The following is a 14,096-nucleotide window of genomic DNA, read 5'->3' as shown; positions in this document are numbered from 1 at the left end:
GCTAATTCACCCGCCCCACCCACCCGGTCCGGGTCGGCACCCCGCGCGCGGGCCGGTTGTCCCCCCCCGGGGGGGGGCCGGCCCGCGCCCCCCCCCCCCCCGCGACTCACGCGATCGGGGCTTGCGGGTCGCACGACCGCGTCCCTAGAGTGCTTGAAGAATGCATAGCGACCGAGTCGAGGTCCGCCGATGTCGTCGAGCAGCAGCAGGGTTCCCCCACCGGGCGCTCCTCTCGTCGCCGGCCGAGGACCGCGGCGATGACGGCCGCGCTCCGTCCACCCGGGACGGCTCCCGGCGCGCTGCCCCTCCTGGGCCACGCGCTGCGGATGAAGCGGAGCCCCGGTCCGTTCCTGGTGGAGCTGCAGTCCGGCGACCCGGTCACCGTGATCCGCCTGGGCCGCAAGCCGATGTACGTGGTCAACGACCCGGGGCTGATGTGCGACGTCATGCGCCGGCCCGACGTGTTCGCCCGGGGCGGCCCGATCACCGAGCGGTTCCGGCTGCTGTTCGGCAACGGCCTGGGCATCTCCGACGGCGAGTTCCACCGGCGGCAGCGCAGGCTCATCATGCCCGCGTTCCAGCACGGGCAGCTCGCCGACTACGCCGCCGTCATGAGCCGGCACGCCGAGGCCAAGGCGGCCTCGTGGCGGGACGGCCAACGGATCGCCGTGCACGAGGAGATGGACGAACTCGCGCTGGCCAACATCGTCCGCGTGCTGGTCGCCGACGACGTGGTCCTGGACCGGGTGCGGTTCATGGCCGCGGCCGCGGTCGTCCTCGGCGGGCTGTTCCGGCGGATCACCGACACCACCGGCCTGCTCACCAGGCTGCCGACCCGCGCCAACCGCCGTTACCGGGAGGCGGAGGCGTTCCTGCGGCGCACGGTCGAGGCCGTGATCGACGAGTACCTGGCCGCCGGCGCGGACCGCGGCGACCTGCTGTCCACGATGGTCCTCGCCCGCGACGAGGACGGGCGGCGCGCGATGAGCGACGAGCAGGTGCGCGACGAGGTCATGACGTTCCTGATCGCGGGCAGCAACACCATCAGCAACACGCTGTCGTGGGCCTTCCACGAACTCGGCGCGCACCCGGACGCCGAACGCCGGCTGCACGACGAGGTCGACCGCGTGCTGGCCGGCCGGACCGCGACCCACGAGGACGTGGTCCACCTCGACCACACCCGGCGCGTGGTCACCGAGACCCTGCGCCTCCGGACGCAGGGCCTGTTCCAGAGCCGCGTCACCACGGCCGACGCGGAACTGGGCGGCTACCGCGTCCCGGCCGGGACCGTGGTGCTCTACAGCGCCCACGCGCTCAACCACAACCCCGGGATCCACGCCGACCCCGGCCGGTTCGACCCCGACCGGTGGCTCGCCTACCGCGAGCACCCGTTGGCGCCCGGCGCTTTCCTGCCGTTCGGCACCGGCGTCCACGGCTGCATCGGCGAGCGGCTGTCGTGGGTGGAACTGGTCATCTCCCTGGCCACCATCGCCGCCCGCTGGCGGTTGACCCCGGTGCCGGAGCACCGGGTGCGCCCCAAGCCCGCCATCACCATGCCGGTGAACGCGCTGCCGATGACGGCGCACCGCCGTGACGTCCGACCGGGGGCGCGGGTCGCCGGCGCGGCGGCCCAGACCTCGCAGGATCGGGAGGAGAGCCGATGAAGGGCCCGGAGTTCGTCCACACCGTCCGGTTCGACGCCACGCCCGAGCAGGTGTGGCGGGGCCTCACCGAACCCGAGTTCACCCGCGCCTACTGGACCGGCATCGCCTTCGACTCGGACTGGCGGGTCGGCTCGCCGGTGCGCTGGCAGTACGAGCCGGACGGCGAGTTCGAGGACATCGGCCAGGTGGTGCTGGAATCCGCGCCGCACCGCAGGCTCGCCTACACGTGGCACCACTTCCAGCCGGTGCACGCCCGGCTGTTCGGCTGGTCGGACGCGGAACTCGCCCGGCACGCGCGGGAGCGGCGGTCGCGGGTCGCGTTCGACATCGACCCGGTCGGGGACGCCGGCGCGCGGCTCCGGATCGTGCACGACAACTTCGACCCGGGCAGCCTGATGCACCTGGCGATCAGCGGGCGGCTGGAGGGCAGCGGCGGGTGGCCCGGCCTGATGACCGGCCTCAAGTCCTTGCTGGAGACCCACCGGGCCACCACCTGCTGACCAACCCGGCCACCGGCCGCCACCCACCACGGGCACCGCGTCCCAGACCCGGACCGGTGTGACACCCGCCGTGGCGGCCACGCGCGCGCCGCCGACAACCAGGGGCTGCCCGCTGCCCGCAACCGACCGCTGCCCGCCGTCCCGCTGCGGTTCTCCCGCATGCCCCGCCGCCGGTCGGGAAGCGCACGACTCCGTGGCGCCGTCGCGGCTCACGAACCCCCGGCCCCACCACGACGGGCCTCGACGGCGCGCCGCGTGTCCTCCGCCAGCAGGTCCTCGATGATCGCGATCCCGGCCCGCGCACCCGCCGCCGCGGCGCCCAGGACCAGCGCGGCCGGGTCGGTCACGTTGCCCGCGACCCACACCGCCGGCACCGCGGTGCGCCCGGTGTCGTCCGCCTCGACGTAGTCCCCGATGCCGCCCGGGTACGGCGTCGGCTCGATCCCCAGCGGCGCCAGCAGGTCCGCCCGCGCGGCGAACCGCGGCCCCGACACCAGCGCCCGCACCGCGACCACCTCCCCGGAGCGCATCCGCACCCCGGTCAGCCGGTCGTCCTCGACCTCCACCCGCGCCACCTCGCCCGGCACGACGCGGACACCCCGCGCGGTCAGCTCCTCGACCTCGGCCGGCGTCGGCTCCGGCCCCGTGTGCACCAGCAGCCGCACGTCCGACGTCCACTGGCTGAACAACAACGCCTGGTGCACCGCCATGGGACCGGTGGACAGCACCGCGATCGGCTGGTCGCGCACCTCCCACCCGTGGCAGTAGGGGCAGTGCAGCACGTCCCGCCCCCAGCGCTCGGCGAGGCCGGGCAGGTCCGGCAGCTCGTCGGTCATGCCGCTCGCCACGAGCAGCCTGCGCCCGCGCGCCGCGCGCCCGTCGGCCAGCTCCACCAGGACGCCCCCGTCGACCGCCGAGGCCGACCGCGCCGTGCCGTCGACCAGTTCGACGCCGTAACCCAGGACCTCCTCCCGGGCCGCGCGCAGGAACGCCCCGGGCGACACCCCGTCCCGGGTCGGGAAGCCGTGCACGTGCGCGGCGGGCGCGTTGCGCGGCTGCCCGCCGTCCACCAGCAGGACGCGGTGGCGCGCGCGGGCCAGCACGAGCGCACCCGCGAGCCCGGCGGCCCCGCCCCCGACGATCACGACGTCGTACGCCTCGGCCCGCTCCGGAACGGTCACCGCGCCTCCCGGGTCACCAGAACTCATTCCCCTGATCGAATACCGGGTTCCGCGATGGCGGACAAGGTATCGACCCGGTGAATGTGCCCGGCAATTCCACGGGAAGGATGAGGGGGAACAACTCGATCGGGGTGAAACCGCGCGACGGCGACCGTTGTCGGTGATCGGGTGCGGTAGCGTGGCCGGCGCACGTGGTGAATCACCTCAGAGGAGAAGTCGTGGGCGGTTCCCAACTCGAGAAGCCCCCGGTCGTCGAGACGACGATGTTGATCCGCAGGCCGGTGGCCGAGGTCTTCCGGGCTTTCACCGATCCGGCGATCACCAGCCGGTTCTGGTTCACCGACAGCAGCGGACCCGTCGAACCCGGCGCGGAACTGCGGTGGACGTGGAAGATGTACGACGTCTCCGTCACGGCCAAGGTGAAGGAGTTCGAGCAGGACCGCCGATTCGTCATCGAGTGGCAGAACGGGCCGAAACCGACGACGTGGGAGATGCGGTTCACGCCCCGTTCCGAGGACGAGACCCGGGTCGACCTCACCGAGACCGGTTTCGGCGGCGCGGACGCGGACGCGGTCGTCGCCTGGGCGCTGGGCTCCATGGGCGGGTTCACCGAGGCGCTGGCCGCGGCGAAGGCGCTGCTGGAGCACGACGTCGTGCTGACCCTCGTGGCGGACCGGCACCCGGACGGCCTCCCCGGCGCGAGCTGAGCCGCGCCACAGGCACCGAGCAGAGGGGCGGTACCCGCCGTGTCGGAGACGCTGCAACGGCCCGCCGGCCCGGCGGGCGCGGCCACACCCCGCCGCGGCGGGACGCTGACGATGGTCGGCGCGGGCGACGTCGACCACCTCGACCCGTCGCTGGCCTACCACACCGTCACCCGGGGCATCCTGCGCGCGTACACCCGCCAGCTCGTCGGGTACGTCGCGAGCCGGGACCGGGAGGAGGCGGGCAGGCTCGTCGCGGACCTGGCCACCGAGGTGCCGACCGCGGCGAACGGGCGGGTCACCGGCGGCGGCACCCGCTACGCGTTCACCCTCCGCGACGGCGTGCGCTGGCACACCCCGACCGGTCCGCGCCCGGTCACGGCCCACGACGTGGTGCGCGGCATCAAGCGCCTGGCGCACCCGCTGGCCAACAGCCCCGGCCTGGCCTACTACCTCAACGCCATCGACGGGTTGGCGGAGTTCCGCGACGCGCTGGCCGCCGGCCCGCGCACGGTCGAGGCCGTCGCCGACCGCCTGGAGCACACCGACGTCAGGGGCGTCGTCGCGCTGGACGACACCGAGGTCCGCTTCACCACGCGCTACCCGATGTCGGACTTCCTCAACATGCTGGCGCTGCCCTTCGCGACCCCCGCGCCGCACGAGTACCTCGCCTGCGCGCCCGGCAGCCCCGAGCTGGACGTGCTGTCCCTCGGCCCCTACCGGATCACCGCCCACCGCCCCGGCGAGCGGATCGAGCTGCGCCGCAACCCGGTCTGGGACCCGGCGACCGACGACCTGCGGGCCGCGCACCTCGACGGCATCGTGGTCAGGCAGGGCGTGGACGAGCGCGAGGCGCACGACCTCGTCGCCCGCGGCGACGCCGACATGCTGTGGGACGTCCAGCCGCTCACCGAGGAGCTGCCCGCGCTGCTCGCCGCGGACGACCCGAGGCTGGAGGTGTACCCGGCCGGCCTGCTCAGCCCGTACGTGGTGGTGAACTTCGCCAGTGACGCCGAGGGCGGGGCCACCGGCAAGCGGGCCGTCCGCACCGCCCTGCAGTACGCGGTGGACAAGGCCGCGGTGTCGGAGGTGTGGGGCGGCCCGCGGCTCAACGACATCGCGGACCAGATCCTGCCGCCGCTGTGCCTGGCCCACCGGGAGCACCGCCCGTTCGCCACCGAGGGCGGCCGGGGCGACCCCGAGCGGGCCCGGCGGCTGCTCGCCGAGGCGGGCTACCCGGACGGCCTGACCCTGCGGCTGGTCTTCCGCGACCGCGACATCCACCCGGCCACCGCCGAGGCGGTGCGGGACGCCCTGGCCAGGGCGGGCATCCGCGTGGTGCTCGTGCCGGCGTCGATCAACGAGCTGTTCTCGGAGTTCTTCTCGTCGGCCGCGTCCGCGCGGACGGGCGACTGGGAGATCGCGCTCACCGGCTGGGAACCCGACTGGTACGGCAACAACGCCCGCACCTACCTGCAACCGCTGCTGGACAGCCGGGACGTGCCCGAACACGGCGACTGGGGCTCGAACTTCGGCCGCTACCGCAGCGAGCGCGTCAACGAACTCCTCACCGCGGCCCTCACCTCGGCCGACGAGGAGCGCGCCGGCGAGCTGTTCCGGGAGGTGGAGGCCGAGGCGCTGCGGGACGGCGCGATCGTGCCGGTGCTGTTCGCCCACCAGTACTGGTTCCACTCCACGAGGGTGCGCGGCTGGCTGCCGTACCCGGTGCTGAACGGCGACCTCACCAACCTCTGGCTGGCCGACGACGGGCCGGCGGCGGACTGAGCGCTACAACTCGCCCGCGATCGTGTTGCCGGGCTCGTCGTGGTCGTCGCTGAGGTAGAACGCCCGCGCCGCCCGGCTGTACTCGTCGGTGGTGACGTAGCCGTCCCGGTCGGTGTCCAGCAGGTCGAACGCCTGCCTGGTCTCCGCCTCGGACATGCCGCTCCGCAGCTGCGCGGCCATCATCTCCGCGACCGTGATCCGGCCGTCGGCGTCCTTGTCCGCGGCGGCGAACACGGCCATGCTGAACGGGACCGCCGACGCCTCCACGTAGGCGGGGAACGCGGGGTCGTCGCCCCACGTGATCCAGTCCTCCACGGTGACCCGCTTGAGCCCCTCGGCGCCGATCCGGCCCGGGATGTCGCGGAACATCTTGCGGGCGTGGAAGTGGATCCGGCGCCAGTCCTCCGAGCGCGGGGCCAGGTCGTAGGTGTCGCACCAGATCTGCGCCAGCGCGGTGACGTCCAGCTCGTCGATCACGCCGTCCTCGTCGGCGTCCATCGAGCGGTAGACCTTCTCCAGCTTGCGCCGCCTCAGTTCGGTCGCCATCGTGCCGCCTCCCAAAGCCTTGGTGCACCGGGGTTCCGGCGCCCCGCTCCCGACTCCGAGTCCGGATGGTACGGCCGCGACGCGACCCGGTCCGCGACCGCGACACCATCGCGTGAAGTTGGGTTTACGATCTTGGGCCCGCGTCCACCGGTCTGGTACGCATGAGTCATCGTTCGGGTACGCCCGGAGATGACGAGTTGTGACCGCCGGAGGAACCGTGGAGCGTCCCGGCTCGATTTCCCGGTACCGGCGCGGTGTCCGCGCGCACGGCGTGACCGCCGCTCGGGCCGCCCACGCCGATCCCCGGCGATCCCCTCGGCCGCGGCGGCGAACCGCCCGAGAGACCTGACCCGACCAGACGTCCCGGAGAACCGATGGGTACCACGACGGCCGCCGCCGCCCGCAAGACGTTGTCCGTCCTCGCCGTGCTGGCCGTCTGCGTCGCCGCCGGGTTCATGGTGGCGCGGCCGGTCCTGGGCGAGGACGCGGCCGAGGCCGCCGCCTCCCGGTTCGGGTTCACCGCGCTGAAGCTCAACGGAGCGCCGCCCGGCGCGCGCACCGAACGCGCCGTCGCCCCGCAGTTGCACGACATCCGCGCCTGGATCTCCTCGGTCGGCGCCGCGGTCGCCCTGGCGGACGTGCGCGGCGCCGGGCGCGCGGCCGACGCCTGCCTGGTGGACCCGCGCGACGACTCGGTGACGGTGCGCCCCGTCCCGTCCGGCGGCGGCACGGCGTACGCGCCGGTCGCGCTGCGGCCGGACGGCCTGCGCTACGACGCCACGATGGCGCCCATGGGCTGCGTCCCCGCGGACCTGGACGAGGACGGCGACGTGGACTTCGTGGTGCACTACTGGGGCCGGTCGCCGGTGCTGTTCCTCAACACCGGCGGTGTCGGCGTGCCCGCGCGGTTCCGGGCCGACGAGCTGATCGAGCCGATGGCCGTGTGGAACTCCGGCACGCTCAACGTCGGCGACCTCGACGGCGACGGGCACCTCGACCTCCTGGTCGGCAACTACTTCCCGGACGGCGCGCGGATCCTCGACCCGACCGCGTCCGACGAGACCCGCATCCAGATGCAGGACTCGATGTCGTTGGGCCGCAACGGGGGCACGAACCGCATCCTGCTGACGCGGCCGACGGGCGAGCCGGACCGGCGTCCGGCCATCGTGGACGCGAGCGTGGCGCTGGCCAGCGACGCGGCGAACTCGTGGACGCTCGCCACCGGCCTGCAGGACCTCACGGGCGACGGCCTGCCGGAGGTGTACCAGGCCAACGACTTCGGCCCGGACCAGCTGATGGTGAACCGCTCGGCGCCGGGCGCGGTGAAGCTCCAGGAGGTCACCGGCGACCGCGACCTGACCACCCCGAAGTCCGAGGTGCTCGGCCGCGACTCGTTCAAGGGCATGGGCGTCGCGTTCACCTACCCGGGCGGCGGCGGCCTGCCCATGGTGGTCGTCAGCAACATCACCGTCCCCTACGGCCTGCACGAGAGCAACTTCGCGTTCGTCCCCGACGGGAGCCCGGACGACCTGGCCGCCGGGAAGGTGCCCTACGTCGAGCGCAGCGAGGCGCTGGGCCTCGCCCGCGCCGGCTGGTGCTGGGACGTCAAGGCGGGCGACTTCGACAACGACGGCGTGGACGAGCTGGTGCAGGCCAACGGGTTCCTCAAGGGCACGACCAACCGCTGGCCCACGCTCCAGGAGCTGGCCATGGCCAACGACGAGCTGCTGCGCCACCCGGAGGTCTGGCCGCGCTTCGGGCCGGGCGACGACCTGTCGGGCCACGACCCGAACAGGTTCTGGGTCCGGGACGGCAGCGGCCGGTACTTCGACCTGGCCGAGCGCGTGGGGGCCGCGTTCGCGGACAACACCCGGGGGCTCGCCGTCGGCGACGTCAACGGCGACAACCGGCTCGACGTGCTGGTGGCCAACCAGTGGGAGGACTCCGTGCTGCTGCTCGGCGAGAGGCACAGCGGCCCCGCGGCCGACCTGCGCCTGGTGCGCCCCGGCGCGGTCGGCGGCGCGCCGGTCGACGCCATCGGCGCCCAGGTGGAGCTGCACCACCCCGACCGGCCGCAGAAGGCCCAGCTCTACCCGGCGAACGGGCACACCGGGGTGTCCGCCGCGCAGGTGCACCTGGCGTTGCCCGGCGGGGACGCCACGCGGGCGACCGTCACCTGGCGCGACGCCACCGGGCTGCACCGCGCCGAGATCCTGGTCACCCCGGGCCACCACACGGTCGAACTCGGCCACGACGGAACGGCGGTAGTGCGATGACGGCGACCCGCGTCGACAGCACCACGCTCGACGGGCGCGCCCTCGCCGCGCCGAAGGCGCCCGCGTCCGCCGCCGATCGGCGCCGGGTGCAGGCGCTGACCCGGTTCGCGGTGTCCATCACGGTGTTCAACATTGTCGGCCACGCGTTCCTCGGGTTCGAGCAGGCCCCGATCACCCCGGTCGTCGCCGCCCTCACCAGCTACGCGGCGGCGCTCGCGTTCGAGTCGCTGGACGCGTGGGCGTACCGCAGGCGGCCGGAGTTCGCCAAGGGCCGGCGGTCGTTCGTGGTGTTCCTGCTGCCGGCGCACATCACGGGCCTGGCGACCGGGATGCTGATGTGGGGCAACAGCTCCCTGTGGCCGTACATCTTCGCGATCGTCGTGGGCAACGGGTCCAAGTACGTGCTGCGGCTGCGCGTGCGCGGTCGGCTGCGGCACGTGCTCAACCCGTCGAACACCGGCATCTCCGTGGCGTTGCTGCTGTTCCCGTGGGTCGGCATCGCGCCGCCCTACCACTTCACCAGCTTCACCACGGGCGCGATCGACTGGCTGCTGCCGCTCGCCGTGCTCGGCGCGGGCACCATGATCAACGCCAAGCTGACCGGACGCATGCCGCTGATCCTGGGGTGGCTCGGCGCGTTCGTGGCGCAGGCGGTGCTGCGCTGGCTGCTGCTCGACCACAACCTGATCGGGGCGCTGGGCCCGATGACGGGCCTCGCGTTCATCCTGTTCACCAACTACATGATCACCGACCCGGCCACGACCCCGCCCGCGTGGCGCGATCAGGTCTTCTTCGGCGTCACCACGGGCGTCGTCTACGGCATCCTGGTGGTGTCGGGCGTCTCGTTCGGGTTGTTCTTCGCGCTGGTGATCACCTGCGTGCTGCGCGGTCTCATCCAGCTCGTCGTGAACGTCGCGCGTGGCCCGCAGGGAGCGATCCCGTGAGTGGCCCGCCGTCGATCGCGGTCGTCGGCCTCGCGTGCCGCTACCCCGACGCGGACGGCCCGGACCGGCTGTGGGAGACCGTGATCGGACGCCGGCGCGCGTTCCGGCTGGTGCCCGGCCAACGGCTCGGCGACGGGTACCGGGGCGCCGGGGCGGACCAGACCTCCGTGACCCACGCGGGTCTGCTGCGCGGCTGGGAGTTCGACCGGCACCGGTTCGAGGTGCCCGGACCGCTGTTCCGCGCCGTCGACCAGACGCACTGGTTGGCGCTCCAGACGTGCGCGGAGGCCCTGTCGGACGCGGGCTTCCCCGACGCGGACGGGCTCGACCGCGACCGGGCCGGCGTCATCCTGGGCAACTCGCTCACCGGCGAGTTCTCCCGCGCCGCCCAGCTGCGGTTGCGCTGGCCGTTCGTCCAGCGCGCGGCGGCCACCGCGCTGGCGGCCGCGGGCGTGCCCGACGACCGGCTGGCGCACGCCCTGGACCTGATGCGGGACCTGGTCCGCGACCCGTTCCCGGAACCGGGCGACGAGACGCTGGCCGGCGCGTTGTCCAACACGATCGCCGGCCGCGTGTGCAACCACTTCGACCTGCACGGCGCCGGCTACACGGTGGACGGGGCGTGCTCGTCCAGCCTGCTGGCGGTGATCACGGCCTGTCGCGCGCTGGCGTCCGGCGAGCTGGACTTCGCCCTCGCGGGCGGGGTGGACCTGAGCCTGGACCCGTTCGAGCTGGTGGGTTTCTCCCGGCTGGGCGCGCTGGCCGAAGGGCCGCGGATGCGGGTGTACGACGCGGACCCCACGGGGTTCCTGCCCGGCGAGGGCTGCGGCGTGGTGGCGCTGATGCGCGCCGACGACGCCCGCCGCGCCGGGCTGCGCGAGTACGCCGTGGTGTCGGGCTGGGGCACGTCGAGCGACGGGTCGGGCGGCCTGACCCGGCCGGAGGTGTCGGGCGTGGCGCGGGCGCTGGACCGGGCGCACGCGATGGCGGGCGTCGACCCGGCGGCGGTCGACCTGGTGGAGGGGCACGGCACCGGCACCGCCGTGGGCGACCGGGTCGAGCTGACCGCGTTGCACCGCGTGCGGGCGGGCGCGGGCCGGCGTGCCGCGCTGGGCTCGGTCAAGGCCAACATCGGCCACACCAAGGCCGCGGCGGGCGTCGCCGGGCTGATCAAGGCCGCGCTGGCCGTGCACCACCGGGTCGTGCCGCCGACCACGGGCTGCGAGGAGCCGCACCCCCTGCTGACCGCCGCGGACGGCACGCTGCGGGTGCCGGCCGAGCCCGAGCCGTGGCCGGGCCGGACGGCCGTCGCGGGCGTGTCCTCGATGGGGTTCGGCGGGATCAACGCGCACGTCGTGCTGTCCGGCGGGGACCGCGCGTCCGCCGGCGTCCCGGAACCGCTGCTGCGGTGGAGCGAGCCGCTGCCGCGGCACGAGATCGTGCTCCTGACCGCCGCCGACCGGGACGGGTTGGCGGCCCGGCTGGCGGTGCTGGCGGACAAGGCGAGCGCGCTGAGCGCGGCCGAGCTGCACGACCTCGCCGCGACCCGGTACCGGGCGGCGTCACCGGACGACGCGCTGCGCTGCGCGCTCGTGGCCGACTCGCCGGAAGGGCTGGCCCGTGCCGCGACCCGCGCCCTGGCCCGCGTGGCGGACTGGACGTCGGACCTCGTGGTGGACCGCGGCGCGGGGGTCGTGCTCGCCCGCCGGGCCGCGCACCGGGTCGGACTGCTGTTCCCGGGCCAGGCCGCGCCCGTGCGCGCCCGGCTCGACGCGTGGACCCGGGACCTCGCCGTGCCCGCCCTGCCCGACGGGGTGCGGCTGACCGACGGCGCGACGGCGACCGAGGTCGCGCAGCCCGCGATCGTGCGGCAGTCGCTGGCGGCGCTGGCGCTGCTCGACGCGCTGGGGTGCGAGCCGGTGGCCGCGGTCGGTCACAGCCTCGGCGAGCTGACCGCGCTCGTGTGGGCGGGCGCGCTGTCGGCCGAGGAGGGGTTGCGGCTGGCCGCCGTCCGGGGTCGGGTGATGGCCGAGCACGGGCGCGCCGGCACCGCCCTGGCGAGCCTCGGGTTGCCGGTGGCGGCCCTGCCGGGGCTGGTTGACGGCGTGCCGGTGGCCGTGGCCGGGTTCAACGCGCCGGACCAGGTGACCGTCGGCGGCGCGGCGGCGGACGTGCGGCTCGTGGTGGACCGCGCGACGCGGGCCAAGGCGCGGGCGACGGTGCTCGCGGTGTCGCACGCGTTCCACACCGAGGCGATGCGCCCGGCGGCGGCCCCGTTCGCCGGGGAACTGCGCCGGGTGCGGCTGCGACCCCCGCGCCGGACCGTGTTCTCCACCGTCACCGGGCGTCGGCTGGCGGCGGACGCCGACCTGCGCGAGCTGCTGGTCGACCAGGTCACCGCGCCGGTCCGGTTCGCCGACGCCGTCGCCGCCCTGTCCGGGGAGTGCGACCTGCTGGTGGAGGTCGGGCCGGGCACCACGCTGACCTCGCTGGTGACCGGGGTGCCCGCGGTCTCGCTCGACGCGGGCGGTCCCGGGCGCGAGCACGCGATCGCGCTCGCCGCGCTGGCCGCCGTGTCCGCGTGCGACCTCGGCCGGTGGTTCGGCGACCGCGCGCACCGGCACGTCGACCTGGACACGCCGATCACGCTGCTGGCGAACCCGACCGAGGTCGGGCACGTCGCGGTCGCGCCGGCGCCCGAGCCGGAGCCGGCCGTGGGCGAGGACCCGTTGCGGGTGTTGCGCGGGCACCTCAGCCGCACCCTGGAACTGCCGCTCGCGGGCCTGCGCCCGGACCGGCGGCTGTTGGGCGACCTGCACCTGAACTCGTTGCAGGTGGTGCAGCTCGTCGCCGAGGTGGCGGAGCTGACGGGCCGGCGGGTGCCCGCCCTGCCGCCGTCGTTCGAGACGATGACCGTGGGCGAGACGGCGGAGCTGGTCGCGGGCCAGCCGCCGGTCGACGCGGCCACGGCCGTGGCCGAGGGCGTGGGTCCGTGGGTGCGGTCGTTCGAGCACCGGTGGGAGCCGTGGACCGGGTCCGCGCCGGCCGGCGGGGTGCGCTGGACCGTGCCCGCCACCGCGCCGCGCCGGCTCCACGACGCCGCGCGGGGGTCCGACGCGGACGGCCCGTCGCGGCGCGGGCTGGCCGTGTGGCTGGCCGACGACGCGGGCGTCGCCGAGGTCGCGGACGTGCTGCGCACGGTCGCCGAGCAGCGGCCGGACGTCCTCGCCGTCGTGCACCGCGGCCACCCGGCGGCCGCGGCGGTCGCGCGCAGCGCCGGGATCGAGCTGGCCTCGTGCACCGCGACCTCGCTGGAGCTGCCCCCGGTCGCGGCGGAGCACGGGTCGGCCGCCGCGCCGGCCCTCGCGGGCGCGACCCGGCAGCGGGTCGCCGGCTCGGGGCCGGTCGGTGGCGCGCCGTGGCCGGACGCCGTGGGGTTCGGCTCGGTCGGGCCGTGGCCCGCACCGGCCGGCGGCGCGGACGCGCGCCCGTCCCGCGCGGACCTCGACCTGGCCGCGCTCGGTGGCGATCTCCGGCTGACCCCGGCGGGTGGCGTGGAACGCCTGACGACGGCCGTGCGCCCACCGGGGCGGGACGGGGAGGTGCCGATCGGCGCCGGCGACGTCTGCCTGGTCTCCGGCGGTGTCGACGGGATCACGGCGCGCTGCGCGGAGGCGCTGGCCCTGCGGACGGGGTGCGCGCTGGTCTTCCTCGGCCGGTCGGCGGGGGAAGCGCCGCGCGTCCGGGCCGGGCTGGCCGCGCTCGACCGGCGGGTCGCCGCCCACTACGTCCGCTGCGACGTCACCGATCCCGACCAGGTGGGCGACGCGGTCGCGGCGGCCGGCGCGCACGGACCGGTGCGCGCCCTGCTGCACGGGGCGGGCGTCAACGAGCCGCGTCCCCTCGGCGCGGTCACCGGGGCCACGCTCGCCGCGACGGTAGCCCCGAAGGTGGCCGGGCTGCGGAACCTGCTCGACGCGGCGGGGGAGCGGCTCGCGCTGGTGGTCGGCTTCGGCTCCATCATCGGCCGCCGCGGTCTGCCCGGCCAGGCCGAGTACTGCGTCGCCAACGACTGGCTGCGCGTCGACCTGGAGCGGTGGGCCGCCCGGCACCCGTCGTGCCGCACCAGGGTGCTGGAGTGGTCGGTGTGGTCCGAGGTCGGCATGGGCGAGCGCATGGGCGTGCTCGGCTCGCTGCGCGACCAGGGCATCGCACCCGTCGACCCGGCCGCCGGGGTGGCGGCCCTGCTCGCCGCGCTGGCCGACGGGAGCGGACCGGTGACCCGGCTGGTGACCGGGCGGTTCCCCGACGGCCCGACGCTGACCGTGACCGGGCCGTCCTCGACCCCGCTCCGCTTCTCCACCGACGTCGTGGTCCGCGTGCCGGGGGTGGAAGCCGTCCTCGCGCCGGTCGTGTCCACCGGCAGCGACCCCTACCTGGACGACCACCGCATCGACGGCGTCCCGGTGCTGCCCGCGGTGGGCGGGCGCCGTGGG

The 14,096-nt window shown here is 75.2% G+C and carries 9 protein-coding genes; 7 read left to right on the top strand and 2 right to left on the bottom strand.

Annotated elements, in window-relative coordinates; translation table 11 throughout:
* The first annotated feature begins 257 nt into the window (after positions 1 to 257).
* Positions 258 to 1,664: a cytochrome P450 gene (locus ACFXGA_RS28930; protein WP_378093200.1), complete on the top strand. Its 1,407-nt coding sequence runs from the start codon at positions 258 to 260 to the stop codon at positions 1,662 to 1,664.
* Positions 1,661 to 2,164 carry an SRPBCC family protein gene (locus tag ACFXGA_RS28925; RefSeq protein WP_378093198.1) on the top strand — a complete coding sequence of 168 codons (504 nt, stop codon included), beginning with the start codon at positions 1,661 to 1,663 and terminating at the stop codon, positions 2,162 to 2,164. The genes ACFXGA_RS28930 and ACFXGA_RS28925 overlap by 4 nt, the downstream gene beginning before the upstream one ends.
* A gap of 209 nt (positions 2,165 to 2,373) precedes the next feature.
* Here the strand turns inward: ACFXGA_RS28925 and ACFXGA_RS28920 are convergent, their stop codons facing one another.
* Positions 2,374 to 3,345 carry an NAD(P)/FAD-dependent oxidoreductase gene (locus ACFXGA_RS28920; protein WP_378093196.1) on the bottom strand — a complete coding sequence of 324 codons (972 nt, stop codon included), beginning with the start codon at positions 3,343 to 3,345 and terminating at the stop codon, positions 2,374 to 2,376.
* Between the two features lie 218 nt (positions 3,346 to 3,563).
* On the opposite strand from ACFXGA_RS28920, the gene ACFXGA_RS28915 reads away from it, so the two are divergent.
* Both ACFXGA_RS28915 and ACFXGA_RS28910 read left to right on the top strand, forming a co-directional pair.
* Positions 3,564 to 4,052, top strand: a complete 489-nt coding sequence (locus tag ACFXGA_RS28915) for an SRPBCC domain-containing protein (protein ID WP_378093194.1) — start codon at positions 3,564 to 3,566, stop codon at positions 4,050 to 4,052.
* Between the two features lie 39 nt (positions 4,053 to 4,091).
* A complete protein-coding gene (locus tag ACFXGA_RS28910; protein ID WP_378093192.1) occupies positions 4,092 to 5,834 on the top strand; it encodes an ABC transporter substrate-binding protein in 1,743 nt (580 codons plus the stop codon).
* Positions 5,835 to 5,837: 3 nt separating this feature from the next.
* Here ACFXGA_RS28910 and ACFXGA_RS28905 read toward each other — a convergent pair whose 3' ends face one another.
* Entirely contained in the window at positions 5,838 to 6,380 is a 543-nt protein-coding gene (locus tag ACFXGA_RS28905; protein ID WP_378093190.1) for an EF-hand domain-containing protein, read from the bottom strand.
* Between the two features lie 374 nt (positions 6,381 to 6,754).
* Here ACFXGA_RS28905 and ACFXGA_RS28900 point away from each other — a divergent pair, with 374 nt between their 5' ends.
* The 3 genes from ACFXGA_RS28900 to ACFXGA_RS28890 all read left to right on the top strand — a co-directional run.
* Entirely contained in the window at positions 6,755 to 8,656 is a 1,902-nt protein-coding gene (locus ACFXGA_RS28900; protein ID WP_378093188.1) for an FG-GAP repeat domain-containing protein, read from the top strand.
* On the top strand, positions 8,653 to 9,600 hold the full coding sequence (locus ACFXGA_RS28895) for an enediyne biosynthesis protein UnbU (RefSeq protein WP_378093186.1): 948 nt from the start codon (positions 8,653 to 8,655) through the stop codon (positions 9,598 to 9,600). Before ACFXGA_RS28900 ends, ACFXGA_RS28895 begins: the two co-directional genes overlap by 4 nt.
* Positions 9,597 to 14,096: SDR family NAD(P)-dependent oxidoreductase (locus ACFXGA_RS28890; protein ID WP_378093185.1), on the top strand; the 4,500-nt coding region annotated here is incomplete at its 3' end. The genes ACFXGA_RS28895 and ACFXGA_RS28890, both read left to right, overlap by 4 nt.

This window comes from Actinosynnema sp. NPDC059335 (assembly GCF_042752395.1).
Taxonomy (GTDB): domain Bacteria; phylum Actinomycetota; class Actinomycetes; order Mycobacteriales; family Pseudonocardiaceae; genus Actinosynnema.
The sequence above is the reverse complement of the archived record's forward strand: the minus strand, read 5'-3'. Positions and strand labels throughout refer to the sequence as shown.

What these genes read in the sequence shown, in the direction of transcription:
- ACFXGA_RS28905 (WP_378093190.1), bottom strand. Translation starts at nt 6,380, where the DNA reads ATGGCGACCGAACTGAGGCGGCGCAAGCTGGAGAAGGTCTACCGCTCG.
- ACFXGA_RS28930 (WP_378093200.1), top strand. Translation starts at nt 258, where the DNA reads ATGACGGCCGCGCTCCGTCCACCCGGGACGGCTCCCGGCGCGCTGCCC.
- ACFXGA_RS28900 (WP_378093188.1), top strand. Translation starts at nt 6,755, where the DNA reads ATGGGTACCACGACGGCCGCCGCCGCCCGCAAGACGTTGTCCGTCCTC.
- ACFXGA_RS28895 (WP_378093186.1), top strand. Translation starts at nt 8,653, where the DNA reads ATGACGGCGACCCGCGTCGACAGCACCACGCTCGACGGGCGCGCCCTC.
- ACFXGA_RS28925 (WP_378093198.1), top strand. Translation starts at nt 1,661, where the DNA reads ATGAAGGGCCCGGAGTTCGTCCACACCGTCCGGTTCGACGCCACGCCC.